Source organism: Streptomyces sp. PA03-5A (genome assembly GCF_033792725.1).
Lineage (GTDB): Bacteria > Actinomycetota > Actinomycetes > Streptomycetales > Streptomycetaceae > Actinacidiphila.
Map to the genome: position 1 here is coordinate 1 of NZ_JARAVL010000061.1, position 24,598 is coordinate 24,598.

Below are 24,598 nucleotides of genomic sequence, written 5' to 3' on the forward strand. Positions count from 1 at the left end.
GCGCGTACGCGGCGCCGAGCCCGGCCACCGCGCCGGGGACTCCGCCGACCAGGGCGAACGCACCCAGGACGACCCCGGCGACCGCCGCCCACTCCCGGGCGGAGGCCGTGCCCGGCCATCCGCGGCCGCGCCGGGCCGGCGGTGCCGTGCCCAGGAGCAACCGCAGCCTGCGCCGCGCGGCGCGCTCCCTCCGGGTGGCGGCGAGGGCGCCCGCGACGCACAGGGCGGTGGCAGCGACGGCCACGACGATCCCCAGCCTGTGGACGGCGTCGCCGCTCATGACCCGCCCTCCGCGGTCCGGACGATGCGCGCGGTCCAGGCGAGCCCGGCCCACTCCAGAAGCCCGCCGGCGGCCAGGCAGCCCAGCCCCGCGGGTGTGCGCAGCAGGATGCCCACCGGATCGGCACCCAGACCGGCGCCCAGGACCAGCCCGAAGACGGGCAGCAGGGCCAGCAGCGCGACGGTGGAGCGGGGTGCCGCCAGCTGGGCCCTCAGGTCCTCCCGCTGGTCGCGTTCGGCACGCAGGGCGGCCGCGATCCGGTCCAGGCCGTCGGCGAGCCCCGCGCCGCCGTCCACCGCCACCTGCCAGCAGGCGGCGACACCGGAGAGCCCCTCGGCGCCCTCCAGCCGGGCGGCCGACCGCAGCGCCGCGGGCACGTCACCGCCGAAACGGGCGGCCGCCAGCAACGGCAGCGCCGCGTCCGACAGTCCGGGGTGCTCCGGCCAGCCTTCGCGGCCCAGCGCACCGGCCAGTGCGGCGGGCGGTGCAAGTCCTGCCCGCAGATCGCCGGCGACCGCCGCGCACAGCGCGCCCACCGCCAGGGCCCGCCGTTCCGCTGTGGCGCGCCGCTCCCGCCCGCGCATCCACCGCCCGGCGAACGGCACCGCGGCCGCCCCGAGCAGGACCGGCAGCGCCGACCCGGCGGCCAGTCCCGCGACCAACCCGCCCGGCAGGAACAGCACTTCGCGGCCGAGGCGCCAGCCGTACCGCACCCGGAACGGCTCCAGCAGCCCGCTGAGGCGGGTTTCGAGGCCGCCCGGCCCCAGGAGCCCGCCGGCCATCCCGCGGGCCCCAGAGGCGCCACTGAGCAACGTCCTTGCCCTACGCAGGACTTCGTCCCCCGCACACGCCACCCAGGCGGCGGTGCCCGCGCACAGGGTGGCGAGGAGCACCGCGGCGCTCATGACCGCCCCCTTGCGCAGAGTGCGGCCAACCGGCCCCATCCCGGGCCGCGTTCACCACCGCACAGGGCCGGCACCGTGCCGACGATCCCGTCCGGCCCGCGCTCCAGGACGTGGATCTCGGCGACCCGGCGCTGCCCCGAGCGGTCCCGCACCAGATGCACCACCACCGACAGGGCGGCCGCCAACTGGCTGTGCAGCGCGGCCCGGTCCAAGCCCGCCACGGCGCCCAGCGCCTCCAGCCGGGCGGGCACATCACCCGCGGCATTGGCGTGGACCGTCCCGCAGCCGCCCTCGTGGCCGGTGTTGAGGGCGCCCAGCAGATCCAGGACCTCGGGCCCGCGCACCTCGCCGACCACCAGCCGGTCCGGCCGCATGCGCAGCGCCTGCCGTACGAGGTCCCGCAAGGTGACCAGCCCGGCGCCCTCCTGGTTGGCGGGCCGGGTCTCCAGCCGGACGACGTGCGGATGGCGCGGCCGCAGCTCGGCGGAGTCCTCGGCGAGGACGATGCGCTCGCCCGGCGGGACGAGGCCGAGCAGGCAGCTCAGCAGCGTGGTCTTGCCGGAGCCCGTGCCGCCGGAGACCAGGTACGACAGACGGGCGTCCAGCACCGCCCGCAGGAGGGCGGCCGTGCCGCCGTCCATGCTGCCCGCGGCCACCAGTTCGTCCAGGGCGAAGGCCCGGGTGCGGACGACCCGCAGGGACAGGCACGGGGCGCCGACCACCACCGGTGGCAGCACCGCGTGCAGCCGGGTGCCGTCCGGCAGCCGGGCGTCGACCCAGGGCCGGGCGTCGTCCAGCCGCCGTCCGGCCGCGGAGGCGAGCCGCTGGGCGAGCCTGCGCACGGCCGCCGCGTCCGCGAACCGCACTTCGGTGCGCTCCAGTCCGGCGCCCCGGTCGGCCCATACCTCGTCCGGCCCGTTCACCAGCACATCGGTGACGTCCGGTTCGGCGAGCAGCCCCTCCAGGGGCCCGGCGCCGACCATCTCCGAGCGCAGGGCGGCCACCACGTCGAGCACTTCGGTGTCGCCCAGCAGCCGGCCCTGTGCCCGCAGCGCGGCGGCCACGCCGGCCGGGGTGGGCTCGTCACCGGAGGCGGCCAGCCGCAGCCGCACGGCGTCGAGCAGGGCGGGCGTCATGACGTCGGCGCTCATGCGGCCACGCTCCCGCCGGGCAGCGCCGCCGCGAGGAAGGCCGAGCAGAACCCGGCCAGTGGGCCCCGGCCGCTGCCGCCCGGTGCCTCGCCGCCGTCCAGGGCGGCGGGCAGGCCGGGCTCCGTCGGCAGCTCACCGGCGAGCGGGAGCCCGACCAGTTCGGCGAGCGCCTCGTCGGTGAGCCCCGAGCCGAAGGGGCCGCGGGCGACCACACGCAGGTCCCGCAGCACCATGGCCATCCGGGACGCGACCCGGCCGGCGGCCGCGACCGCGCGCAGCTCGGCGGGGACGACCAGCAGCCCGACGTCGATCTGGGCGAGCGCCTCGGCCACCGCCTCGTCCATGCGGCGCGGCAGGTCGACGACGACCACCCCGCCGCGCCGCCGGGCGGCGCCCATCACCGACCGCATGGCCTGCGGCGGGATGACGACGGTGTCGCCACGGTCCCAGCTGAGGACGCTCAGGGCGTGCGTGCGGGGCAGCGACTCCTCCAGCGCCCCGCTGTTGACCCGGCCCCGCGACTCGGCGAGGTCGGGCCAGCGCAGCCCGCCCACCCGTTCGGCCCCGAGCAGTACGTCCAGCCCGCCGCCGAGCGGATCGGCGTCGACGAGCAGCGTGCGGCGCCCGGAGCGGGCGGCCGTGACGGCCATCGCGCAGGCCAGGGTGCTGGCCCCCGCGCCGCCGCGGCCGCCCACGACGCCGATCGTCAGGGCCGGGTCGACGGCGCCCTCCGCCACGTCGGCGATCCGGTCGACCAGCCAGGTCTCGGCGTCGGGCAGGAAGGCGACGTGCTCGGCGCCGACCTCCACGGCGCGGCGCCACACGTCCGGATCGTCCAGATCCCGTCCGACCAGGAGCACGCCCCGGCGGCGGCGTGCCGTGCCGGGTACGCGGCGGGTGCCCGCGGCGCCGACCAGCACCAGCGGCGCCCCCTCCCAGCTGCCCGGCGCCGGCGGGACCCCGAAGGCGACCTCCGGTTCCGCACCCGCCGCGGCGCACAGGCGCAGCAGGTCGTCCAACAGGGCCGCGTCCTCGGTGACGATGAGCGGGCCGCCGCCCGGATCGTCCTTTCCGCGCGGCCATGCGGATGCCCGCCCGGGCACCCGCCCGTCACGCGCTCGTTTTGTTTCACCGTTGAATGATTCGGCCACCTCGGCGTCCCCCTCGCTCGCTCCGGCCCGTCCCGTCGGTATCGGGCACATGCACCGCACACATCTCCGGCGCGGCATTTGCCGCCAGAGTCTCGCGAGTCGCCGTAACTTGATGATCTTGGTGGGAATCCGTGGATAACCAGGCCGTTGTGGATAACTCCACCACCCGCGCGAGTGGCTTCCCCCTGAGCAGCACAACGAATGTGATCCGTCACTCAACGTAGCCAAGCGAAGAAAAAGACCGGCCCCCCGCGGAAGCCGCGGGGGGCCGATCACATGCCGGGCGCGTCCGGACTCATGGCCTGAATATGCCCCCGGACATGCGACGACCCCCGCCGGGGGGGAGAGCGGGGGTCGTCCCCACGGTCCGACTCGGGGGGGGAGGAGCCAGACCGGGTTAGCACGGTCGCGAACGATCCGTGACTTCCATGGTGTACCCGAAGGCCTTCTCAGGCAAACCCACGCGCAGGAGCTTACGCCGAATGGTGGGTCCCTATGCTCATCCTCGTGGAAAACCACCTGCCGGCGCGCACCGCCGCGTTCTTCGATCTCGACAAGACGGTGATCGCCAAGTCGAGCACCTTGGCGTTCAGCAGGCCGTTCTACCAAGGCGGCCTCATCAACCGCCGCGCCGTGCTGCGGACCGCGTACGCCCAGTTCGTGTATCTGCTCGGCGGCGCCGACCACGACCAGATGGAGGGGATGCGAAAGTACCTCTCCGACATGTGCCGTGGCTGGAATGTGCAGCAGGTGCGGGAGATCGTGGCCGAGACCCTCCACGACCTGATCGACCCGATCATCTACGACGAGGCCGCCTCCCTCATCGAGGAGCACCACCTGGCCGGCCGCGACGTCGTCATCGTCAGCGCCTCGGGCGCCGAGGTCGTGGAGCCCATCGGCGAAATGCTCGGCGCCGACCACGTCATCGCCACCCGGATGGCGGTCAAGGACGGCTGCTACACCGGCCGGATCGAGCACTACGTCTACGGGCCGGCCAAGGCGCGGGCCATCACCGAGCTCGCCGCCGTCGAGGGCTACGACCTCAAGCGCTCCTTCGCCTACAGCGACTCGGTGACCGACGTCCCGATGCTCGAATCGGTCGGCCACCCGTACGCGGTCAACCCCGACCGCGGGCTGCGCCGGGAGGCGGCGTCACGCGAATGGCCGGTGCTCACCTTCAGCCGTCCGGTCCGGCTGCACCAGCGCGTGCCCGCGTTGACGATGCCCTCGGGGCCCGTCCTCGCACTGGCCGCGGTCGGCGCGGCCGCCGCCACGGCGGGACTCGTCTGGTACGCGGCCCGCCGGCGCAGGCCCGCACTGTCCTGATACGCACCTGTGCGCGCCCTTCGGGGAGATCCTGCTGATCAGACCCCGTATGCAAAGAACTGCGGCGAGGGGTTCCAGTTCTCCCGAAGGTGCAGTAGAAAGGTTGTACGGCCCGCGTGACCACGGACTTCCGCGAGGAACCCCGTCGAATCAGGCCCCACGGACCGAGCATGACAGCTGGGAACCCACGCGACGCAGACCCGCTGACCGGGCCGGCCGCACCAGGTGACGGGCAAAGCTCCCGACCTGATGGGCAAACATCGTGCACGCCTGGTAACCCGACGGTCATGCCAGCGGCGGCACCCGCGCGGTGCCGCCGCAACCTTGTGCGCGTGACCTCGTGCGCGTGGACCTCGTGGCCCGCGCCCCGGCGCTCCCTACGCGGCGCCGCGCTGCAGGGCCTCGCAGACCGCCACGCTCTCCCGTACGCCCAGGCCCACGGCCTTCCCGCAGTGCGAGATCCAGGCCGCCATGCCCTCGGGCGTGCCGGAGACGTAGCCCCGCAGCGCCTTCAGGTACTCCGCGCGACCGAGTTCGGCGTGCCCGACCTCGGCCGGGCAGATGGACTTGGGGTCCAGACCGCTCCCGACGAGGACGACGCGCTGCGCGGCCCGCGCCACGATGCCGTTGTACGAGCCGAACGGCCGCAGGCACAGCAGCTCGCCGTGCACGACCGCGGCAACGACCAGCGCCGGCGCCTCGCTGCCGGACAGCAGGAGGTCGGCGAGTCCGTCGAGCCGCGCGACGACCTCCGCGGGTTCGGGCAGCGGGAACTCGGCGACGTCCAGGAGCGGCTCCTCGACCTTCTCGCCGGTCTGCCGCGGCCGGCCGACCGTCTCGTCCGGTGAGGTGCCACCGGCCGCCACCAGGTGCAGCCTTGCCAGCGCCTGCAGCGGCGACTGCCGCCAGACGGAGAGCAACTGGCCGGACTCGGCGGTGAGCCGCAGCGCGGCGCCCACCGCGCGCGACTCGTCGTCGGAGGAGAAGTCGCTGCGCCTGCGCACCTCTTCCAGCGCCCAGTCGGCACCGGCGAGCGCCGCGGAACCGCGGGCGCCGCGCAGCGCCGCCTCCGAGGACACCTCGTCGGAGCGGCGGCGCATCACCCGGTGGCCGTAGACCTGGTCCACGGCCTTCCGTACGGAGTCCACCGACTCGGCGACACCGGCGAGCGAACCGAGGACGGCGAGCGGATCAGCTGTCGTACCCATAGCCACGACCCTACGCACCCCCGGCGTCGCCCCGGTGGGCGAGTGGGCATCGTCACGCGGGCCCGCACCCCCGCGCCGTGCCGGACGGAGGGGCCGGACGGGACCCGGATCTCCACCGACGGGTGAACTCCGGCGGCGGAAGCGGCAGCACACGTGCCCCGTCACTACGCTTAACGAACATGAAGATCGCTTTCGTCGGAAAGGGCGGCAGCGGCAAGACCACGCTGTCCTCCCTCTTCATCCGCCACCTGGCCGCCGCCCGCGTCCCCGTCGTCGCCGTCGACGCCGATATCAACCAGCACCTCGGGCCGGCGCTCGGCCTCGACGAGGAGGAGGCCGCCGCCCTCCCGGCGATGGGCGCCCACCTCCCGGAGATCAAGGAGTACCTGCGCGGCGCCAACCCGCGGATCGCGTCCGCGGAGACGATGATCAAGACCACACCGCCCGGCGAGGGCTCCCGCCTGCTGCGGATCGGCGAGGACAACCCGGTCTACGCCGCCTGCGCCCGGCCCGTCGCCCTCGACGGCGGCGAGGCGCAGCTGATGGTCACCGGCCCCTTCGCCGAGTCCGACCTGGGGGTGGCCTGCTACCACTCGAAGGTCGGGGCGGTGGAGCTGTTCCTCAACCATCTGGTCGACGGCCGCGGCGAGTACGTCGTCGTCGACATGACGGCCGGCAGCGACTCCTTCGCCTCCGGCATGTTCACCCGCTTCGACATGACCTTCCTGGTCGCCGAGCCCACCCGGAAGGGCGTGGCGGTCTACCGCCAGTACAAGGAGTACGCCCGGGACTTCGGGGTCGCCCTGCACGTCGTCGGCAACAAGGTGCAGGGCCCGGACGACGTGGACTTCCTGCGCTCGCAGGTGGGAGACGACCTGCTGGTCACCGTCCGGCACTCGGACTGGGTCCGCGCCATGGAGAAGGGCCGCCCGCCGCGCTTCGCGGCACTGGAGGAGTCCAACCGCGCCGCGCTGCGGTCGATGCACGACGCCGCGGACGCCACGTACGAGCGGCGGGACTGGGAGCGCTACACCCGCCAGATGGTCCACTTCCACCTCAAGAACGCGGAGAGCTGGGGCAACGCGCGGACCGGCGCGGACCTCGCCTCCCAGGTCGATCCGGGCTTCGTCCTGGGCGAACGGTTCACCCTCACCGGGTAATCGTTCGCCCGTTCGGGCGAATCCTCATCCACGGACCCTTTGTCTGCATTACTCTCCATTTACCGACTCTTGAGAGTAATCAAGCAATCACATTCCGTGACTTTCGAGGTCGAGAGCACCCGCCGCACCAGCCGTGACCACGACCGCGTACGCGCACCAGCCGGACGCGGCCGCGCCGCCCCGGAGGAGACGGGAACATGCAGCCCACGCCAGAACCACAGATGCAGCAGTCGCAGGCCCCGCCGCAGGACCTGCCGCCGCCACCGCCCCGCGCCGACGACGGGACCGCCGCCTGGCGGCACGATCTGTCGGCCTCGATCACCGTCTTCCTGATCGCCGTCCCGCTGTCGCTGGGCATCGCCCTGGCGACCGGCGCCCCCCTGCAGTCGGGGCTGATCGCCGCCGCGGTCGGCGGCATCGTCGCCGGACTGATGGGCGGTGCGCCGCTCCAGGTCAGCGGGGCCGCCACCAGCCTGGTGGTGGTCACCGCCGAGCTCGTCCAGCGCTACGGCTGGCGCACCACGTGCGCCATCACGGTGCTGGCCGGGCTCGCCCAACTCGCCCTGGGCGCCCTGCGGGTGGCCCGGGCGGCACTCGCCGTCAGCCCGGCGATCGTGCACGGCATGCTGGCGGGCATCGGCGCCGCCATCGCCCTCGCCCAGCTCCATGTCGTGCTCGGCGCACGCCCGGACAGCTCGGCGCTCAGCAACCTGGCCGCCCTGCCGCAGCAGTTGTCGTCCCCGCATCCAGGTGCGCTGCTGATCGCGGCAGTGACGGTGACCGTGCTGGTCGGCTGGCCGCGCCTGCCCGGGCGGGCCGGCAAGGCGCTGCGCACGGTCCCCGCACCGCTCGCCGCCATCGCGGCGGCGACCGCCGTCGGCGTGCCCATCGTGGTGCCGCGGGTCGACCTGCCCGCCTGGCACACAGTGGCCCTCCCCGGGCTGCCGCACGGGCCGGTGCTCGGCATCGCCGCCGCCGTCCTGACCGTCACCCTGGTCGCGAGCATGGAGTCGCTGCTGTCGGCGGTGGCGATCGACAAGCTGCGCTCCGGGCGCGGGGCGCCCGGGGACACCGTCCCGGCCCGCCTCAACCGGGAGCTGCTCGGGCAGGGCGCGTCCAACGTCGTCTCGGGCCTGCTCGGCGGGCTGCCCGTGGCCGGCGGCGCCATCCGCGGCTCGGCGAACGTGGCCGCGGGCGCGCGGACGCGCCGGGCCACGACGCTGCACGGGGTGTGGGTGCTGCTGTGCGCCGGGCTGCTGGCCGGGCTGCTGGAGCACATCCCGCTCGCAGCCCTCGCCGCCCTGGTCATGGTGGTCGGGCTGAAGATGCTGAGCTTCGCGCACATCAAGCACGTGCAGCGCCACCGGGAGTTCCCGGTCTACGCGGCGACGCTCGGCGCGGTGCTGCTGCTCGGCGTGCTGGAGGGGGTCCTGACCGGCATCGCCGTGGCCGTCTTCCTGTCGCTGCGCCGGCTGACGCACACCCGGATCACGGTGGCGGAGGAGTCCGGCGTCCACCAGGTGCACGTACGCGGGCAGTTGACCTTCCTCGCGGTGCCCCGGCTGACCCGGGCGCTGGCGGAGGTACCGGACGGCGCCAGCGCCGTGATCACCCTGGACGGCTCCTTCATGGACCACGCGGCGTACGAGTCGCTGCAGCACTGGTGCGAGGGTCACCGGGCGCGTGGCGGCTGGGCGACCCTCACGGGCCGGTCGGGCACCCCGATCACGGTCCCGTCGAGCGCGCACGCCTGCCGCCCCTGGACGCCGTGGCGCAACCACCACTGCACCAAACCGGATACCGAGGCGGGTGCCGCCGGACAGCTGGTGGGCGGGCTCAGCGCCTTCCAGCGCAATACGGCGCCGCTGGTCAGGGACGAGCTGGCGCGGCTCGCCCGCGAGGGGCAGCGACCCACCCAGCTCTTCCTCACCTGCGCCGACTCCCGCCTGGTCACCAGCATGATCACCTCGAGCGGGCCCGGTGACCTGTTCACCGTGCGCAACGTGGGCAACCTGATGCCGCCGCCCGGCGCCGACGCCTCCTGCGACTCGGTGGGCGCCGCCATCGAGTACGCGGTGGAAGTGCTGGAGGTCGGCAGCATCACCGTGTGCGGGCACTCCGGGTGCGGGGCCATGCAGGCGCTGCTGGGCGGGGCGGGCCACGAGCCGGGGGCGCAGACCCCGCTGGCCCGCTGGCTCCGGCACGGCCGCCCGAGCCTCGCCCGAATGGAGCGGACCGGCCGGCCCGGACGCGGCGAGGTCGCCCTCGCCGACCGCCCGGTCGCCGACGACCTCGAGCGGCTCTGCCTCGTCAACGTCGTTCAGCAGCTGGACCACCTGATGGCGCATGCCTGCGTCGCCCGCAGGGTGGCCGAGGGATCGCTCCAGCTGCACGGCATGTACTTCCACGTCGCCGAGGCCCAGGCCTACGTCCTCGACGCCGGGACCGGCACGTTCGCCGCCGTACGGCCGGAGGTGCTCGACACCGTCTGAGCGGGCCGCCCGCACCGGGCGGCCCGCCCGTCCCGGCCCGCCGCGCACCTGCCGGCGGGCCGGACCCGTGTGCGGGTGCTCCACCGTGACAGGTCTAAACCAATTTTTGACGCGAACCCTTGTCATCCCGCCCCTCCGGCTGGTGAGCTATGGCCTGGGACACAAAAGGACACCCTGCGAAGGAGCACGGCGTGAGCAACGAGAGCCTGGCCAACCTTTTGAAGGAGGAGCGCCGGTTCGCTCCGCCCGCTGAGCTGGCGGCCGGTGCCAATGTGACCGCGGAGGCCTACCAGCAGGCCGGTGACGACCGACTGGGCTTCTGGGCCACGCAGGCCCGCCGGCTGACCTGGGCGAAGGAGCCGACCGAGACCCTGGACTGGTCCAACCCGCCGTTCGCGAAGTGGTTCGCCGACGGCACCCTGAACGTCGCCTACAACTGCGTCGACCGGCACGTCGAGGCCGGCAACGGCGACCGGGTGGCGCTCCATTTCGAGGGCGAGCCCGGTGACGGCCGGGCCATCACCTACGCCGAGCTCAAGGACGAGGTGAGCCGCGCCGCGAACGCCCTGACCGAGCTGGGCGTGACGGCCGGCGACCGGGTCGCGATCTACATGCCCATGATCCCCGAGACCGTCGTGGCGATGCTGGCCTGCGCCCGCGTCGGCGCCGCGCACTCGGTGGTCTTCGGCGGCTTCTCGGCCGACGCGCTCGCCGCCCGCATCGCCGACGCCGACGCCAAGCTGGTCATCACCGCCGACGGCGGCTACCGCCGCGGCAAGCCGTCCGCGCTGAAGCCCGCCGTGGACGACGCGGTCGCCCGCTCCGCCGGCGTGGGGAAGGTGCTCGTCGTGCGCCGCACCGGCCAGGAGGTGGCCTGGACCGAGGGCCGCGACGTGTGGTGGCACGAGATCGTCGAGCGGCAGTCCGCGGAGCACACCCCGGAGGCCTTCGAGGCCGAGCACCCGCTCTTCATCCTCTACACCTCCGGCACCACCGGTAAGCCCAAGGGCATCCTGCACACCTCGGGCGGCTACCTGACGCAGGCCGCCTACACCCACCACGCGGTCTTCGACCTGAAGCCGGAGACCGACGTCTACTGGTGCACCGCCGACGTCGGCTGGGTCACCGGCCACTCCTACATCGTCTACGGCCCGTTGGCCAACGGCGCCACCCAGGTGCTGTACGAGGGCACCCCGGACACCCCGCACCAGGGCCGCTTCTGGGAGATCGTCCAGAAGTACGGGGTCACGATCCTCTACACCGCCCCCACGGCGATCCGCACGTTCATGAAGTGGGGCGACGACATCCCCGCCAAGTTCGACCTGTCCTCGCTGCGCGTCCTGGGCAGCGTCGGCGAGCCGATCAACCCCGAGGCGTGGATCTGGTACCGCGAGCACATCGGCGGCGGCCGCTGCCCGATCGTGGACACCTGGTGGCAGACCGAGACCGGCGCCATGATGATCTCCCCGCTGCCCGGCGTGACGGAGACCAAGCCCGGCTCCGCGCAGCGTGCGCTGCCCGGCATCTCCGCCACCGTCGTGGACGACGAGGCCAACGAGGTGCCCAACGGCTCCGGCGGCTACCTCGTCCTCACCGAGCCGTGGCCGTCGATGCTCCGCACCATCTGGGGCGACGACCAGCGCTACCTCGACACCTACTGGTCCCGCTTCGAGGGCCGCTACTTCGCCGGCGACGGCGCCAAGAAGGACGAGGACGGCGACATCTGGCTCCTCGGCCGGGTGGACGACGTCATGCTCGTCTCGGGCCACAACATCTCCACCACCGAGGTCGAGTCGGCCCTCGTCTCGCACCCGAAGGTCGCCGAGGCGGCCGTGGTCGGCGCCGCCGACGCCACCACCGGCCAGGCCATCGTCGCCTTCGTGATCCTGCGCGGCACCGCCGCGGCCGAGGACGGCGACGAGCTGATCGCCGGGCTGCGCGACCACGTCGCCAAGACGCTCGGCCCGATCGCCAAGCCGAAGCGGATCCTGACGGTGGCAGAGCTGCCGAAGACCCGCTCCGGCAAGATCATGCGGCGTCTGCTGCGCGACGTCGCCGAGAACCGGGAGCTGGGGGACGTCACCACCCTGACGGACTCCACGGTCATGGACCTCATCCAGACGAAACTCCCGAGCGCCGCGAGCGAGGACTGACCGGTCCCCGTCACCGCACCGAAGAGGCCCCTGCGGGGGCCTCTTCCCCGTTCCCCGGGGGTGCGGGGGCCCTGCGACGCCCGGCGATTGTCCGTAATGTGAAGAACGCCGGAGCCTCCGGCGCCGACCCGATAAGCTGCCGGGCGCGTAGGGAACGCGACAGTGGATCGGGGCGTGCCGGGAAGTCTGGTCGGCAAGGTGATCAGCCATGCCGAGCCCGACCGGAGGTCCACCCCCCGTGACCGCGACCAACCGCCGCCGTTCGGTCTTCCTGGGCCGGATGTCCCTCCCCGAACGGAAGTACGTCGCCGACGCGCTGCGGACGGAGACCGTGGGCGGCGTGATCCTGCTGCTGGCCGCCGTCGTCGCGCTGGTCTGGGCGAACACCCCGCTGAGCGCCTCGTACCGGTCCACCGTCGCCTTCAGCTTCGGGCCCGGGGCGCTGCACCTGGACCTGTCGGTGGGGCACTGGGCCGCGGACGGGCTGCTGACGGTCTTCTTCTTCGTCGCCGGCATCGAACTCAAGCGGGAACTGGTCGCGGGCGAGCTGCGCCGTCCGTCGGCGGCGGCGCTCCCCGTCGTCGCCGCGATCTGCGGCATGGCCGTGCCCGCCGTCGTGTACGCGGTGGTCAACGCCACGGGTGGCGGCTCCCTGCAGGGCTGGGCGGTGCCGATGGCGACCGACATCGCGTTCGCCCTGGCGGTGCTGGCGGTGCTCGGCACCGCGCTGCCGTCCGCACTGCGCGCGTTCCTGCTGACGCTGGCGGTCGTGGACGACCTGTTCGCAATCCTGATCATCGCGGTCTTCTTCACCTCGGGCATCAACCTCGTCGCGCTGGCCCTGGCCCTCGCCGGGCTCGTGCTGTTCCGGGTGCTGCTGCGCTGCGAGGTGCACGGCTGGTACGTGTACGTGCCGCTCGCCCTCGTCAACTGGGCGCTGATGCACGCCAGCGGGGTGCACGCCACGATCGCGGGCGTCGCGATGGGCCTGATGCTGCGCTGCCACCGGCGCGAGGGCGAGGAGCAGTCCCCCGGAGAGCGGATCGAGCACCTCGTACGGCCGCTCTCGGCCGGGATCGCGGTGCCGCTCTTCGCGCTCTTCTCCGCCGGGGTGCCGATCGCCGGCGGCACGCTCGCGGAGGTGTTCGGCCGCCCCGAGACGCTGGGCGTGGTGCTGGGACTGGTCGTCGGCAAGGCGGTCGGGGTGTTCGGCGGCACATGGCTGGCGGCGCGCTTCACCCGCGCGGAGCTCAACCCCGACCTGGCGTGGGCCGACGTCCTGGCCGTCGCCACGCTCGCCGGGATCGGCTTCACGGTCTCCCTGCTCATCGGCGAGCTGGCCTTCGAGGGCGACCAGGTGCTGACCGAGGAGGTCAAGGCGGCCGTCCTGATCGGCTCGTTCACCTCGGCGGTGCTCGCCGCGGTGCTGCTCAAGCTCCGCAACGACAGGTACCGCCGCATCTGTGAGCACGAGGAGCGCGACGAGGACCGGGACGGCGTGCCGGACGTCTACGAGTGGGCGGACCCCGAGTTCCACCTGCGCATGGCCGCGATCCACGAGGCGAAGGCGGCCGAGCACCGCAGGCTCGCGGAAGTGGCGCGCTCCGGGGACACCGGCGAGGATGAGTCGGGCATGATCAGGGGGTAACCCGAATGCCCCGTATGACGACTGACGCACCATGACGACGACGGAGGACCCGATGAGCCCAGCGGACGAGCCCGTGAACGTGGGGGTGACCGTGAGCCCGAACGGAAGCCGCAGCCTCGGCCATCTCTTCGCCTCGGCGACGGCGGACCTGTCCGAACTGGTCCACGAGGAGATCGCCCTCGCCAAGGCCGAACTGCGGCTGGACGTGAAGCGCGCCGGCATCGGCGGCGGCGCGGTGGGCGCCGCCGGCATCCTGGCCCTCTTCTCGCTGCCGGTGCTCAGCTTCGCGGCGGCGTACGGCATCCACAACCTGGGGCTCGGCCTCGCCTGGTCGTTCCTCATCGTCGGCGCGGCGTACCTGGTGCTGGCCGGTCTGCTGGGCCTGATGGCGCGCTCGAAGTTCAAGAAGATCAAGAAGCCGGAGCGCAGCATCGCCTCGGCGAAGGAGACCGCGGCGGTGCTGCAGGGCGTCAAGCCGCACCCCCGGAGCGCCCCCTCCGGCACGACGGAGGCCACGGTGGAGGCCAAGGTGTGACACGCTCGGGGCATGACGGTCGCTGATAGTTCCCCGGTGGTGCGCATCGACGGGCCCTGGACCCACCGGGACGTCGCCGCGAACGGTGCCCGCTTCCACATCGCCGAGCTCGGCGACGGCCCCCTGGTGCTCCTGCTGCACGGTTTCCCGCAGTTCTGGTGGACCTGGCGGCACCAGCTGACCGCGCTGGCCGACGCGGGTTTCCGCGCGGTCGCGATGGACCTGCGCGGGGTGGGCGGCAGCGACCGCACACCGCGCGGCTACGACCCCGCGAACCTGGCGCTCGACGTCACCGGCGTGATCCGCTCGCTCGGCGAGCCGGACGCCGCGCTGGTCGGGCACGACCTCGGCGGTTACCTGGCCTGGACGGCGGCCGCGATGCGGCCCAAGCTCGTCCGGCGGCTCGCGGTGTGCTCCATGCCGCACCCGCGGCGCTGGCGCTCGGCGATGCTGACGGACCTGCGGCACAGCGCGGCCGGCGGCTACGTGTGGGGGTTCCAGCGCCCGTTCGTCCCGGAGCGGCAGCTGGTCGCGGACGACGCGGCGCTGGTGGGACGGCTGTTGCGGGACTGGTCGGGGCCCCGGCTGCCGGAGGACGGGACGGTCGACGCCTACCGCCGGGCGATGCTCATCCCGTCGACGGCGCACTGCTCGATCGAGCCGTACCGCTGGATGGTGCGCTCGCTGGCCCGGGTGGACGGCTTCCAGTTCAACCGCCGCATGAAGCGTCCGGTGCGGGTGCCCACGCTGCACCTGCACGGCTCGCTCGACCCGGCGATGCGGTCCCGGCACGCCGCGGGCAGCGGGGAGTACGTGGAGGCGCCGTACCGCTGGCGGCTCTTCGAAGGGCTGGGGCACTTCCCCCACGAGGAGGATCCGGCGGTTTTCTCGGCCGAGCTGGTCAACTGGCTCAAGGACCCGGAACCGGACCGTTAATCCAGTATGACGATCGGCCAAATGCCGGGCGCATAGGCCAACTGATGGAGCGCCAGGCGGTTACCGACCATGGACCCCGGGCAGACAGCTCGGTATGGGCTGGACGCACGACTACCGTGACGTGTCACGCGACCGCCGCGCCAACGGAGCGCGGGTCACCACCGGGACGCAGGCCCCGGACCATCGGTCCGGAGGCTCCCGCCTCGGCATTCCCCACATCCTCAGGCGCCGCGCCCGCTGGGTGGGCGCCCGGCTGAGGCATACCCGCAGCGACTGACCGCCCGGCCCCTCGCCGACCGGCCCGCTCCCCCGGAGGCCCTACAGGGCACAGCCCTGGGTGTCGACCTGCCGGTTCGCCGTACGCCCGGCCTGGACGTCCGGCTGGACCTCGTCCGCCGTCAGGGCGTAGCCGGTGTCCGCGTCGTCGAGGGACTTGGCGAACACCACACCGTAGACCCGCCCCTCGGGGGTGAGCAGCGGTCCGCCGGAGTTGCCCTGGCGGACGAGCGTGTACAGCGAGTAGACGTCGCGCTCGACGGTGCCCCGGTGGTAGATGTCCGGGCCCGAGGCGGGGATGCGGCCGCGTACCCGGGCGGCACGCACGTCGAAGCCGCCGTTCTCCGGGAAGCCGGCGACGATGGCGTCGTCGCGTGACCCGGCGTCGGTGGTGCTGAAGGACAACGCGGGCGCGTCCAGGGACGGTACGTCGATGACGGCGATGTCGCGCTGCCAGTCGTAGAGCACGACCTTGCCGTCGTGCACCCGGCCCTCGCCGCCGATCTGCACGGTCGGGTTGTCGACGCCGCCGACGACGTGGGCGTTGGTCATCACCCGGTGGGGCGCGAAGACGAAGCCGGTGCCCTCCAGCACCTTGCCGCAGCTCGGTGCGGTGCCGACGACCTTGACGATGCTGCGCCGCGCGCGGCCGACGACCGCGCTGTCGGCGAGCGCCGGGTCGGGGGCGGGGACGGCGGTGATCGGCTCGTTGCCGAACGGCGAGAAGACCTGCGGCAGTCCGTTCTGCGCGAGCACCGAACTGAAGTCGGCGAACCAGTTGTTGGCCTCGCGCGGCACGACCTGCGCCACCCCCAGCAGCACCCGGGAGGAGCGGACCTCACGGCCGAGGCTGGGCAGCGTGGTCGTGGTGGCGAGCGCGGAGCCGATGAGCCAGGCGACCAGCAGCATCGCCAGGACGTTCACCAGGGCGCCGCCGATGGCGTCGATCGCCCGCGCCGGAGACCAGCTGACGTGCGTACGGACCTTGTTGCCGAGGTGCGTGGTGAAGGCCTGGCCCACCGACGCGCACACGATGATCAGGACCACCGCGGCGACGACCGCCACCGTGCCGGGCTGAGCGTTGTCGGTGACCGCGTTCCAGATCGCGGGCAGCACGTAGACCGCGACGAGACCACCGCCGAGGAACCCGACCACCGACATCACGCCGACGATGAATCCCTGGCGGTAGCCCACGATCGCGAACCACACGGCGGCCAGCAGCAGCACGATGTCCAGCACATTCACCGGGACACCGTCTCATGGAGGATCAACCCAGCGGGACCGTCTTTGCACGATCCCAGGGTCGTTCCCAGCCCGCGTGGTGGAGGATCCGGTCGATCAGACCCGCCGTGAAACCCCACACCAGGGCCTCCCGCACCAGGAACGCGGGCCCCTGGAAGCCGCTGGGATGCGTCACCATGGCCCGGTTGGCAGGATCGGTGAGATCCGCCACGGGGACGGTGAACACCCGTGCGGTCTCGGCCAGGTCGACCGCTCCCACCGGCGACGGCGTACGCCACCAGCCGAGGACCGGCGTCACGACGAAGTCGCTCACCGGGATGTAGAGCCGCGGGAGCACCCCGAAGACCTGCACCCCCGACGGGTCGAGGCCGGTCTCCTCCCAGGCCTCGCGCAGCGCGGCCCGCAGCGGCCCCTCGCCCTCCGGGTCGCCGTCCTCCGGGTCGAGCGCGCCGCCCGGGAAGGAGGGCTGCCCCGCGTGCGAGCGCAGGGAGGCCGCCCGCTCCATCAGGAGCAGCTCGGGCCCCTCGGCCCCCGCGCCGAGGAGGATGAGGACGGCGGAGGGACGGCCGCCGCTCGGCGGCGGCAGGAAGCGGCTGAGCTGCTCGGGCCGTACGCCGTCGACCGCGCGGACCACCGGGCCGAGCCAGGACGGCAGCCCCTCGCGGTCGACCGTGACGTCCTCGATGTCGGGTCGTGCCTGCGTCACTCCGCCTCCAGCGGCGGCGCCGCCGTGCCCGGGAATCCCGGCGGCGGCTTGAGCCGCTGCCCCGGGCCACCGCCCATCTCGTACTTCAGCAGCTTCTTCGCCTTCTCCGGATCCGTCTCGCCCTCGCCGTACGACGGGCACAGCGGCGCGATCGGGCAGACGCCGCAAGCGGGGCGGCGGGCGTGGCACATCCGGCGGCCGTGGAAGATCAGACGGTGCGAGAGCATCGTCCACTCGCTCTTCGGGAAGATCGCCATGATGTCCTGCTCGATCTTCTCCGGCTCCTTCGCCCCGGTCCAGCCGAAACGGTGGACCAGCCGCTGGAAGTGGGTGTCCACGGTGAGGCCGGGGACGCCGAAGGCGTTGCCGAGCACCACGTTGGCCGTCTTGCGGCCCACGCCGGGCAGCGTGACCAGGTCCTCCAGCCGGCCGGGCACCTCGCCGCCGAAGATGTCACGGAGTGCCGCCGACAGGCCGAGCAGCGCCCGCGCCTTGGCGCGGAAGAAGCCGGTGGGACGGAGGATCTGCTCCAGCTCCTCCGGGTCGGCGGCCGCCAGGTCCTCCGGCGTCGGGTACTTCGCGAAGAGCGCGGGGGTGGTCTGGTTGACCCTCAGGTCGGTCGTCTGGGCCGAGAGCACCGTGGCGACGAGCAGCTGGAAGGGGTTCTCGAAGTCGAGCTCGGGGTGGGCGTACGGGTACACCTCGGCGAGCTCGCGGTTGATCCGCCGGGCCCTGCGGACCATCGCGAGCCGCGACTCGGGCTTGCCGGACGCCCGCGCGCGGCCGCCGGGGGTCGCCCGGGCGGGCTGTTCGCTCACAGCGGAATCCGCGGCGGCGGTCACCCTCCTGGCCCCGCCACCCTGCCGTTTCTTCTGCGCACTTGGCGTATCGGACACCCGGCCAGCCTAAGCCTCACCACCGACAATCGCCCTGGAGAGCCGCGATCCGGCCCCCAAACGGACCCCCGGAGCACAATCACACGAGCACATAAGACAGACTTGTGATTGATCGCACTGTTTTGCTGTCGGGCATGATGGGGACCGACCCAGCGATGTCGACAAGGAGAGAGCTCGTGGACGACGTTCTGCGGCGCGCACCGCTTTTCGCGGCGCTCGACGATGAGCAGGCCGCTGAACTGCGCGCCTCCATGACGGAGGTCACGCTCGCGCGTGGCGACTCGCTGTTCCACGAGGGGGAACCCGGGGACCGGCTGTACGTCGTCACCGAGGGCAAGGTGAAGCTGCACCGCACCTCGCCCGACGGCCGCGAGAACATGCTCGCCGTCGTCGGCCCCGGCGAGCTGATCGGTGAGCTGTCGCTCTTCGACCCCGGCCCGCGCACCGCCACCGCCACCGCGCTGACCGAGGTCAAGCTGCTCGGCCTCGGCCACGGCGACCTGCAGCCGTGGCTCAACGCCCGCCCCGAGGTCTCCACCGCGCTGCTGCGCGCCGTCGCCCGGCGCCTGCGCCGCACCAACGACGTCATGTCCGACCTGGTCTTCTCCGACGTCCCCGGCCGCGTCGCCAAGGCGTTGCTGGACCTGTCGCGCCGCTTCGGCGTGCAGTCCGAGGAGGGCATCCACGTCGTCCACGACCTCACGCAGGAGGAACTCGCCCAGCTGGTGGGCGCCTCCCGCGAGACCGTCAACAAGGCCCTCGCCGACTTCGCGGGCCGCGGCTGGCTGCGCCTGGAGGCGCGGGCGGTCATCCTGCTGGACGTCGAGCGGCTGGCGAAGCGCTCGCGCTGACGCCCGTACGCGGACGAAGGGGCGCCCACCCGGAGGTGGGCGCCCCTTCTTGCGTCTCCTCAGCGTCCGCGGGGCGCGGGGGCGCCGGGCGGGCACACCGCACGTCAGATCAGCCCGTGCTCCAGCAGGTAGTCCAGCTGCGCCCGCACCGACAGCTCGGCGGCCGGCCACAGGGCGCGGTCGACGTCCGCGTAGACGTGGGCGACGACCTCGGAGGGGGTCGCGAGGCCCCGCTCGACGGCCGTCTCGACCTGGGCGAGGCGGTGGGCACGGTGGGCGAGGTAGAACTCGACCGCGCCCCGGGCGTCGGCGAGGACCGGGCCGTGGCCGGGCAGGACGGTGGCGACGCCGTCGTGCATCGTGAGCGCCTGCAGCCGGCGCAGGGAGTCCAGGTAGTCACCCAGCCGCCCGTCGGGGTGGGCGACGACCGTGGTGCCACGGCCGAGGACGGTGTCGCCGGTGAGCACGGCCAGGTCGGCGGGCAGGTGGAAGGAGAGCGAGTCCGCGGTGTGCCCGGGGGTGGGCACGACGCGCAGTTCCAGGCCGCCGGTGGTGACGACGTCGCCCGCGGACAGGCCCTCCTCGCCAAGGCGCAGTGCCGGGTCCAGGGCGCGCACCGCCGTCCCCGTCAGCTCGGCGAAGCGGCCCGCGCCCTCGGCGTGGTCGGGGTGGCCGTGGGTGAGCAGGGTGAGGGCGATCCGCTTGCCGAGGGAGTGCGCGGTGGAGACCACGTTGTTCAGGTGGCCCTCGTCGAGCGGCCCCGGGTCGATGACGACGGCGAGTTCGGAGTCCGGCTCGGAGACGAGCCAGGTGTTCGTGCCGTCCAGCGTCATGGGCGAGGGGTTCGGCGCGAGCACGCACACCGCGCGGGCGGTCGCCCGGCCCCCGACCTCCGCGCGGGGCTTGCCGGGTTGAAGGGCCGAGGTCATCCGGCGGCTCCCATGCGCTTGGTGAATTCCTCGTGGCCGGGCCAGGTCAGCACGATCTCCTCGCCCACCAGCGCGGCCCGCGCCAGCACCGGGGTGAGGTCGCGCCCGTCCGCGGCACCCGCCAGGGCCGCTGACGCCGAGTCGTACGGCAGCAGTTCCCGCAGCGTCGCGATCGTCGGCGGCAGCATGGTCATCTCGCCGCGGTCGTAGCCGTCCACGGCCTCGGCGGGCCGCAGCCACACCGTGCGGTCCGCCTCGCCCGACACGTCGCGGGTGCGCTGGCCGGGCGGGAGCGCGGTCACGAAGAACCACGTGTCGTACCGGCGCTCCTCGAACTCCGGGGTGATCCAGCGGGCCCACGGGCCGAGCAGGTCGGAGCGGAGCACCAGGGAACGGCGGGCCAGGAAGTCGGCGAAGGACAGCTCCCGCGAGACCAGGGCGCGCCGGTCGGCCTCCCAGTCCTCGCCGGTGGTGTCCGCGACGACGGACCGCTCGTCGGGCCCGGCGAGCAGCACGCCGGACTCCTCGAAGGTCTCGCGCACGGCCGCGCACACGATCGCCTGCGCGGCGGCGGGGTCCAGGCCCTCGCCCAGCCGGGCGGCCCAGGTCGGCGGCGGGGGCCCCGCCCAGGCCACCGGGCGCTCGTCGCGCGGGTCCACACCGCCGCCGGGATAGGCGTACGCGCCCGCGGCGAAGGCCATCGAGGCCCGGCGCCGCAGCAGGTGCACGGCGGGGCCGCCGTCGCCGTCCCGCAGCAGCAGGACGGTCGCCGCACGGCGCGGCACGACGGGCTCCAGGGTGCCCGCGGTGAGGGCGCGGATGCGCTCGGGCCAGCTCGCCGGGAACCACTGGCCGTTCGTGGTGGTCATGTGGCGGATGCTATGCGCTTGCGCGGGGATGTTCGATAGGGCCCGGGCCGGGCGGGCCCGGGGTACCCCTCCGGTGGCCGGGGCACGGCTCCGCCGGAGGGGTGCGGGACGTCAGTCCTCGACCTCGACCTGGATCTCGACCTCGACCGGCGCGTCGAGCGGCAGGACGGCCACACCGACGGCGCTGCGGGCGTGCACGCCCTTCTCGCCGAGGACCTCGCCGAGCAGCTCGCTCGCGCCGTTGACGACGGCCGGCTGCCCGGTGAAGTCGGGGGCGGAGGCGACGAAGCCGACGACCTTCACGACGCGCTTGACGCGGTCGAGGTCACCCACGACGGAGCGGACCGCGGCCAGGGCGTTGAGCGCGCAGGTGCGGGCGAGTTGCTTGGCCTCGTCCGCGGTGACCTCGGCGCCGACCTTGCCGGTGCAGGTCAGCTTGCCCTCGACGAGCGGCAGCTGGCCCGCGGTGTAGACGTACGCACCGGACCGGACGGCCGGGACGTACGCGGCGAGCGGGGCGGCCACCGCGGGGAGCTCGAGCCCCAGTTCCGCCAGCCGCTGCTCGACCGCGCTCACGCGTTCTTCTCGCGTTTGAAGTACGCCACCAGCTGCTCGGGGTTGTTCGGGCCCGGCACGACCTGGACGAGCTCCCAGCCGTCCTCGCCCCAGGTGTCCAGGATCTGCTTCGTCGCGTGCACCAGCAGCGGCACGGTCGCGTATTCCCACTTCGTCATGAGGGGACTGTAATGCCTGGCACAGCCCCGCCCCCGAGTAGCCCCGCCCTCGACTGGTTAGGCTCGCAGGTGTGAGGCTCCACATCGTGACGGGCAAGGGCGGTACCGGCAAGACGACGGTCGCCGCTGCGCTGGCACTCGCCCTCGCCGCCGAGGGTCGACGGACACTGCTGACGGAGGTGGAGGGGCGGCAGGGCATCGCGCAGCTCTTCGAGACCGAGGCCCTCCCCTACGAGGAGCGCAAGATCGCCGTGGCCCCGGGCGGCGGCGAGGTGTACGCCCTGGCCATCGACGCCGAACAGGCGCTGCTGGACTACCTCGACATGTTCTACAAGCTCGGCCGGGCCGGCCGGGCCCTGAAGAAGCTGGGCGCGATCGACTTCGCCACCACCGTGGCGCCGGGACTGCGCGACGTCCTGCTGACCGGCAAGGTCTGCGAGGCCGTGCGCCGCAAGGACCGGGCGGGCTGGCGGTCGTACGACGCGGTGGTGCTGGACGCGCCGCCGACCGGGCGGATCACGCGCTTCCTCAACGTCAACGACGAGGTCGCCGGGCTGGCCCGGTTCGGCCCGATACACAATCAGGCGCAGGCCGTGATGCGGGTGATGAAGTCCCCGGAGACCGCGGTGCACCTGGTCACCCTCCTGGAGGAGATGCCGGTCCAGGAGACCGTGGACGGCGTGGCCGAGCTGCGCGAGGCGGGGCTGCCGACCGGGGCCGTGGTCATCAACATGGTGCGCCCGGTGGTGATGGACGGCGCGGCCGTGGCCTCGGCGCGCGACGGGCAGCGCACGGCGATCGCCAAGGCGCTCTCCCAGGCCGGGCTGGGCGGCGCGCGGCGCGGCGGCCTCGCGGAGCGGCTCGTCGACCCGCTGCTGGCGCAGGCGCACGAGCACGCGGAGCGCGTGGCCCTGGAGCGGGCCCAGCGCGAGGAACTGGCCGCGCTGGGGCTGCCCGCGTACGAGCTGGAACTGATGGGCGACGGGGTCGATCTCGGTGGGTTGTACAGATTGGCTGAAAATCTGCGGAAGCAGGGGCTGGGGGTCGCATGAGCCTGGAGAGTCCGGTATTGGACATCGACCCGCTGATCGACGATCCGAGGACCCGGATCGTCGTCTGCTGCGGCTCGGGCGGGGTCGGCAAGACCACCACGGCCGCGGCGCTGGGCGTCCGTGCCGCCGAGCGCGGCCGCAAGGCCGTCGTGCTGACCATCGACCCGGCGCGTCGGCTGGCGCAGTCCATGGGCCTCACGGAACTCGACAACACCCCGCGCAAGGTGGCCGGGATCGACGAGTCCGCGGGCGGTGAGCTGCACGCGATGATGCTCGACATGAAGCGGACCTTCGACGAGGTCGTGCTCCAGCACACGGACCAGGAGCGGGCCCGGGCGATCCTGGACAACCCCTTCTACCAGTCGCTCTCCGCGGGCTTCGCCGGCACGCAGGAGTACATGGCCATGGAGAAGCTGGGCCAGCTGCGCGCGCTCGACGCGTGGGACCTGATCATCGTCGACACCCCGCCGAGCCGGTCGGCGCTGGACTTCCTGGACGCCCCCAAGCGGCTGGGGTCCTTCCTGGACGGGCGTTTCATCCGGCTGCTGATGGCCCCCGCGAAGGTCGGCGGACGGGCCGGCGTGAAGTTCCTCAACGTCGGGATGTCGATGATGACCGGCACGCTCAGCAAGGTCATGGGCGCGCACCTGCTGCGCGACGTGCAGACCTTCGTGGCGGCGATGGACTCGATGTTCGGCGGCTTCCGCTCCCGGGCGGACGCCACGTACAAGCTGCTCCAGGCGAACGGGACGGCGTTCCTGGTGGTGGCCGCGCCGGAGCGGGACGCGCTGCGCGAGGCCTCGTACTTCGTGGAGCGGCTGGCGGCGGAGAACATGCCGCTCGCCGGGCTGGTGCTGAACCGTGTGCACGGCAGCGGGGCGGCGCAGCTCACGGCGGAGCGGGCGCTGGCGGCGGCGGAGGCACTGGACGACCTGGACGACCTGGATGCCGCTGACGCGACTGACGCCTCCGACGCCGCCCCTGTCGCCGGATATCCGCCAACTCCCCGGCTGACCGGGGAGTTTGACGAATCCGCAGAAAATCTTCAAAGCGTCGGCATTGTGGATCAGCCCGGCGGGAAAGCTGGACTCCGTACGGCCGACGGCGGCGAAGGGACCCCCAGTACGGACAGTGCGGACACCAGCTCTCCCGAATCGCCCACCGGCTCCCCGACCGTTTCCGTACCCGCACAGGACCCCGCCGCGGGCCGGACCACGGACCCGCTGGACACCGACCGCCTCACCGCCGGCCTGCTGCGCCTGCACGCCGAACGGATGCAGCTGGTCGCGCGCGAGCGGCGCACCCGTGAGCGTTTCGTCTCGGTGCACCCGGACGTGCCCATGGTGGACGTCGCGGCCCTGCCCGGCGACGTGCACGACCTCGAGGGCCTGCGCGCGATCGGCCAACGTCTCGCGCAGGGTCAGCCGACGGCGGCGTAGTCGTCGTAGTCCCCGTCGTAGCCCTCGTCGTCGAGCGGGAGCACACCCGTGCTGCGCTCGTACTCCGTGCGCGCCGTCTCCAGGAGCCTGCGCCACGAGGTGACCGTGGGACGCCGGCGCAGCAGCGCCCTGCGCTCCCGCTCGGTCATCCCGCCCCAGACGCCGAACTCCACACGGTTGTCCAGAGCGTCGGCCAGGCACTCGGTACGCACCGGGCAGCCGGTGCACACCGCCTTGGCCCTGTTCTGGGCCGCTCCCTGGACGAAAAGTTCATCCGGATCCGTCGTGCGGCACGCGGCCTGCGTACTCCAGTCCGTAACCCAGCTGCTCATGCTGGCGCCGTCCTCTCCCGAATCGAGGCTCCCCCACGGCGGCAAGCGGCATATTCACCGTTGCCAGTTGAGGACGTTACGGAAGGTGGGCACGGCGCAACAGCCCTTTCAGGCCCAATCTTGAATGGCCCGAACGGACTATGGGTACGCGGCAGATCACCCGACGGAGTGAGCCGACGGCAGAACGGGCGAATTGCCGCAAAACGGTCAGCTCGCCACTTCTGGGGCCTGAGATCCAGGTCATATGGCTGGCATATGACAGGAATTCGGGCAGTTCTCATCACCCACAAGAGTGAGGATGGAAGACAGACGTGTGCGCAGTGTTCG

The 24,598-nt window shown here is 73.1% G+C and carries 23 protein-coding genes and 1 pseudogene; 11 read left to right on the forward strand and 13 right to left on the reverse strand.

Features of this window, described 5'->3' with window-relative positions; translation table 11 throughout:
* From PV410_RS42110 to ssd, 4 genes and pseudogenes are all read right to left on the reverse strand, one after another.
* Positions 1–280: pseudogene (locus tag PV410_RS42110) on the reverse strand (type II secretion system F family protein); the annotation flags it as partial.
* Complete coding sequence (locus tag PV410_RS42115; protein WP_500331993.1) at positions 277–1,185, reverse strand: type II secretion system F family protein; 909 nt, start codon at positions 1,183–1,185, stop codon at positions 277–279. The gene PV410_RS42115 and the pseudogene PV410_RS42110, both read right to left, overlap by 4 nt.
* Positions 1,182–2,336 (reverse strand): TadA family conjugal transfer-associated ATPase, encoded by a 1,155-nt coding sequence (locus tag PV410_RS42120; protein ID WP_500331994.1) that lies wholly within the window; start codon positions 2,334–2,336, stop codon positions 1,182–1,184. The genes PV410_RS42115 and PV410_RS42120 overlap by 4 nt, the downstream gene beginning before the upstream one ends.
* On the reverse strand, positions 2,333–3,439 hold the full coding sequence (gene ssd, locus PV410_RS42125) for a septum site-determining protein Ssd (protein ID WP_500331995.1): 1,107 nt from the start codon (positions 3,437–3,439) through the stop codon (positions 2,333–2,335). Before ssd ends, PV410_RS42120 begins: the two co-directional genes overlap by 4 nt.
* A 543-nt stretch (positions 3,440–3,982) precedes the next feature.
* Here ssd and PV410_RS42130 point away from each other — a divergent pair.
* Positions 3,983–4,813, forward strand: coding sequence for an HAD family hydrolase (locus PV410_RS42130; protein WP_500331996.1), 831 nt, complete (start codon positions 3,983–3,985; stop codon positions 4,811–4,813).
* A gap of 377 nt (positions 4,814–5,190) precedes the next feature.
* Here the strand turns inward: PV410_RS42130 and PV410_RS42135 are convergent, their stop codons facing one another.
* Entirely contained in the window at positions 5,191–6,021 is an 831-nt protein-coding gene (locus tag PV410_RS42135) for a Fic family protein (protein WP_500331997.1), read from the reverse strand.
* 179 nt (positions 6,022–6,200) lie between these two features.
* On the opposite strand from PV410_RS42135, the gene PV410_RS42140 reads away from it, so the two are divergent.
* The 7 genes from PV410_RS42140 (at position 6,201) to PV410_RS42170 (ending at position 15,222) form a co-directional block, all read left to right on the forward strand.
* Entirely contained in the window at positions 6,201–7,181 is a 981-nt protein-coding gene (locus PV410_RS42140) for an ATP-binding protein (protein WP_500331998.1), read from the forward strand.
* A gap of 197 nt (positions 7,182–7,378) precedes the next feature.
* Positions 7,379–9,673 (forward strand): SulP family inorganic anion transporter, encoded by a 2,295-nt coding sequence (locus PV410_RS42145; RefSeq protein ID WP_500331999.1) that lies wholly within the window; start codon positions 7,379–7,381, stop codon positions 9,671–9,673.
* A 149-nt stretch (positions 9,674–9,822) separates the two neighbouring features.
* Positions 9,823–11,826 (forward strand): acetate--CoA ligase, encoded by a 2,004-nt coding sequence (gene acs, locus PV410_RS42150; protein WP_500332000.1) that lies wholly within the window; start codon positions 9,823–9,825, stop codon positions 11,824–11,826.
* Between the two features lie 208 nt (positions 11,827–12,034).
* Positions 12,035–13,474, forward strand: coding sequence for a Na+/H+ antiporter NhaA (gene nhaA, locus PV410_RS42155; RefSeq protein ID WP_500332001.1), 1,440 nt, complete (start codon positions 12,035–12,037; stop codon positions 13,472–13,474).
* A gap of 52 nt (positions 13,475–13,526) precedes the next feature.
* Positions 13,527–14,009, forward strand: a complete 483-nt coding sequence (locus PV410_RS42160; protein WP_500332002.1) for a phage holin family protein — start codon at positions 13,527–13,529, stop codon at positions 14,007–14,009.
* 12 nt (positions 14,010–14,021) lie between these two features.
* The gene (locus tag PV410_RS42165) at positions 14,022–14,945 is read left to right on the forward strand and encodes an alpha/beta fold hydrolase (RefSeq protein ID WP_499513059.1); all 924 of its coding nucleotides are present in this window, start codon (positions 14,022–14,024) and stop codon (positions 14,943–14,945) included.
* A gap of 94 nt (positions 14,946–15,039) precedes the next feature.
* On the forward strand, positions 15,040–15,222 hold the full coding sequence (locus PV410_RS42170; RefSeq protein WP_499513058.1) for a hypothetical protein: 183 nt from the start codon (positions 15,040–15,042) through the stop codon (positions 15,220–15,222).
* 41 nt (positions 15,223–15,263) lie between these two features.
* On the opposite strand, the gene PV410_RS42175 is transcribed toward PV410_RS42170, so the two are convergent.
* Genes PV410_RS42175 through nth form a run of 3 tightly spaced genes read right to left on the reverse strand, consistent with a single transcriptional unit; the run spans position 15,264 to position 17,987 of the window.
* Positions 15,264–16,466 (reverse strand): MarP family serine protease, encoded by a 1,203-nt coding sequence (locus PV410_RS42175; protein ID WP_500332003.1) that lies wholly within the window; start codon positions 16,464–16,466, stop codon positions 15,264–15,266.
* Between the two features lie 22 nt (positions 16,467–16,488).
* Complete coding sequence (locus PV410_RS42180) at positions 16,489–17,169, reverse strand: NUDIX hydrolase (protein WP_500332004.1); 681 nt, start codon at positions 17,167–17,169, stop codon at positions 16,489–16,491.
* Positions 17,166–17,987, reverse strand: coding sequence for an endonuclease III (gene nth, locus PV410_RS42185; RefSeq protein WP_500332005.1), 822 nt, complete (start codon positions 17,985–17,987; stop codon positions 17,166–17,168). The genes PV410_RS42180 and nth overlap by 4 nt, the downstream gene beginning before the upstream one ends.
* Positions 17,988–18,241: 254 nt before the next feature.
* Here nth and PV410_RS42190 point away from each other — a divergent pair, with 254 nt between their 5' ends.
* Entirely contained in the window at positions 18,242–18,916 is a 675-nt protein-coding gene (locus tag PV410_RS42190) for a Crp/Fnr family transcriptional regulator (RefSeq protein ID WP_431950174.1), read from the forward strand.
* Between the two features lie 104 nt (positions 18,917–19,020).
* On the opposite strand, the gene PV410_RS42195 is transcribed toward PV410_RS42190, so the two are convergent.
* From PV410_RS42195 to sp36, 4 genes are all read right to left on the reverse strand, one after another.
* On the reverse strand, positions 19,021–19,845 hold the full coding sequence (locus PV410_RS42195) for an MBL fold metallo-hydrolase (RefSeq protein WP_500332006.1): 825 nt from the start codon (positions 19,843–19,845) through the stop codon (positions 19,021–19,023).
* Positions 19,842–20,714 (reverse strand): NUDIX hydrolase, encoded by an 873-nt coding sequence (locus PV410_RS42200; protein WP_500332007.1) that lies wholly within the window; start codon positions 20,712–20,714, stop codon positions 19,842–19,844. The genes PV410_RS42195 and PV410_RS42200 overlap by 4 nt, the downstream gene beginning before the upstream one ends.
* Positions 20,715–20,825: 111 nt before the next feature.
* Complete coding sequence (locus tag PV410_RS42205; RefSeq protein ID WP_500332008.1) at positions 20,826–21,290, reverse strand: RidA family protein; 465 nt, start codon at positions 21,288–21,290, stop codon at positions 20,826–20,828.
* Entirely contained in the window at positions 21,287–21,448 is a 162-nt protein-coding gene (gene sp36, locus PV410_RS42210) for a Sp36 family protein (protein ID WP_450400653.1), read from the reverse strand. Before sp36 ends, PV410_RS42205 begins: the two co-directional genes overlap by 4 nt.
* A gap of 71 nt (positions 21,449–21,519) precedes the next feature.
* On the opposite strand from sp36, the gene bagA reads away from it, so the two are divergent.
* Both bagA and bagB read left to right on the forward strand, forming a co-directional pair.
* Positions 21,520–22,500 carry a P-loop NTPase family protein gene (bagA, locus tag PV410_RS42215; protein ID WP_499513051.1) on the forward strand — a complete coding sequence of 327 codons (981 nt, stop codon included), beginning with the start codon at positions 21,520–21,522 and terminating at the stop codon, positions 22,498–22,500.
* Entirely contained in the window at positions 22,497–23,939 is a 1,443-nt protein-coding gene (bagB, locus tag PV410_RS42220; RefSeq protein WP_500332009.1) for an ATPase BagB, read from the forward strand. Before bagA ends, bagB begins: the two co-directional genes overlap by 4 nt.
* Here bagB and PV410_RS42225 read toward each other — a convergent pair.
* Positions 23,921–24,271, reverse strand: coding sequence for a WhiB family transcriptional regulator (locus tag PV410_RS42225; RefSeq protein WP_499604943.1), 351 nt, complete (start codon positions 24,269–24,271; stop codon positions 23,921–23,923). The genes bagB and PV410_RS42225 overlap by 19 nt on opposite strands.
* Positions 24,272–24,598: the final 327 nt, after the last annotated feature.

What these genes read in the sequence shown, in the direction of transcription:
- PV410_RS42115 (WP_500331993.1), bottom strand. Translation starts at nt 1,185, where the DNA reads ATGAGCGCCGCGGTGCTCCTCGCCACCCTGTGCGCGGGCACCGCCGCC.
- PV410_RS42120 (WP_500331994.1), bottom strand. Translation starts at nt 2,336, where the DNA reads ATGAGCGCCGACGTCATGACGCCCGCCCTGCTCGACGCCGTGCGGCTG.
- PV410_RS42130 (WP_500331996.1), top strand. Translation starts at nt 3,983, where the DNA reads ATGCTCATCCTCGTGGAAAACCACCTGCCGGCGCGCACCGCCGCGTTC.
- PV410_RS42135 (WP_500331997.1), bottom strand. Translation starts at nt 6,021, where the DNA reads ATGGGTACGACAGCTGATCCGCTCGCCGTCCTCGGTTCGCTCGCCGGT.
- PV410_RS42140 (WP_500331998.1), top strand. Translation starts at nt 6,201, where the DNA reads ATGAAGATCGCTTTCGTCGGAAAGGGCGGCAGCGGCAAGACCACGCTG.
- PV410_RS42145 (WP_500331999.1), top strand. Translation starts at nt 7,379, where the DNA reads ATGCAGCCCACGCCAGAACCACAGATGCAGCAGTCGCAGGCCCCGCCG.
- acs (WP_500332000.1), top strand. Translation starts at nt 9,823, where the DNA reads ATGGCCTGGGACACAAAAGGACACCCTGCGAAGGAGCACGGCGTGAGC.
- nhaA (WP_500332001.1), top strand. Translation starts at nt 12,035, where the DNA reads ATGCCGAGCCCGACCGGAGGTCCACCCCCCGTGACCGCGACCAACCGC.
- PV410_RS42160 (WP_500332002.1), top strand. Translation starts at nt 13,527, where the DNA reads ATGAGCCCAGCGGACGAGCCCGTGAACGTGGGGGTGACCGTGAGCCCG.
- PV410_RS42165 (WP_499513059.1), top strand. Translation starts at nt 14,022, where the DNA reads ATGACGGTCGCTGATAGTTCCCCGGTGGTGCGCATCGACGGGCCCTGG.
- PV410_RS42170 (WP_499513058.1), top strand. Translation starts at nt 15,040, where the DNA reads ATGGGCTGGACGCACGACTACCGTGACGTGTCACGCGACCGCCGCGCC.
- PV410_RS42195 (WP_500332006.1), bottom strand. Translation starts at nt 19,845, where the DNA reads ATGACCTCGGCCCTTCAACCCGGCAAGCCCCGCGCGGAGGTCGGGGGC.
- PV410_RS42200 (WP_500332007.1), bottom strand. Translation starts at nt 20,714, where the DNA reads ATGACCACCACGAACGGCCAGTGGTTCCCGGCGAGCTGGCCCGAGCGC.
- sp36 (WP_450400653.1), bottom strand. Translation starts at nt 21,448, where the DNA reads ATGACGAAGTGGGAATACGCGACCGTGCCGCTGCTGGTGCACGCGACG.
- bagB (WP_500332009.1), top strand. Translation starts at nt 22,497, where the DNA reads ATGAGCCTGGAGAGTCCGGTATTGGACATCGACCCGCTGATCGACGAT.
- PV410_RS42225 (WP_499604943.1), bottom strand. Translation starts at nt 24,271, where the DNA reads ATGAGCAGCTGGGTTACGGACTGGAGTACGCAGGCCGCGTGCCGCACG.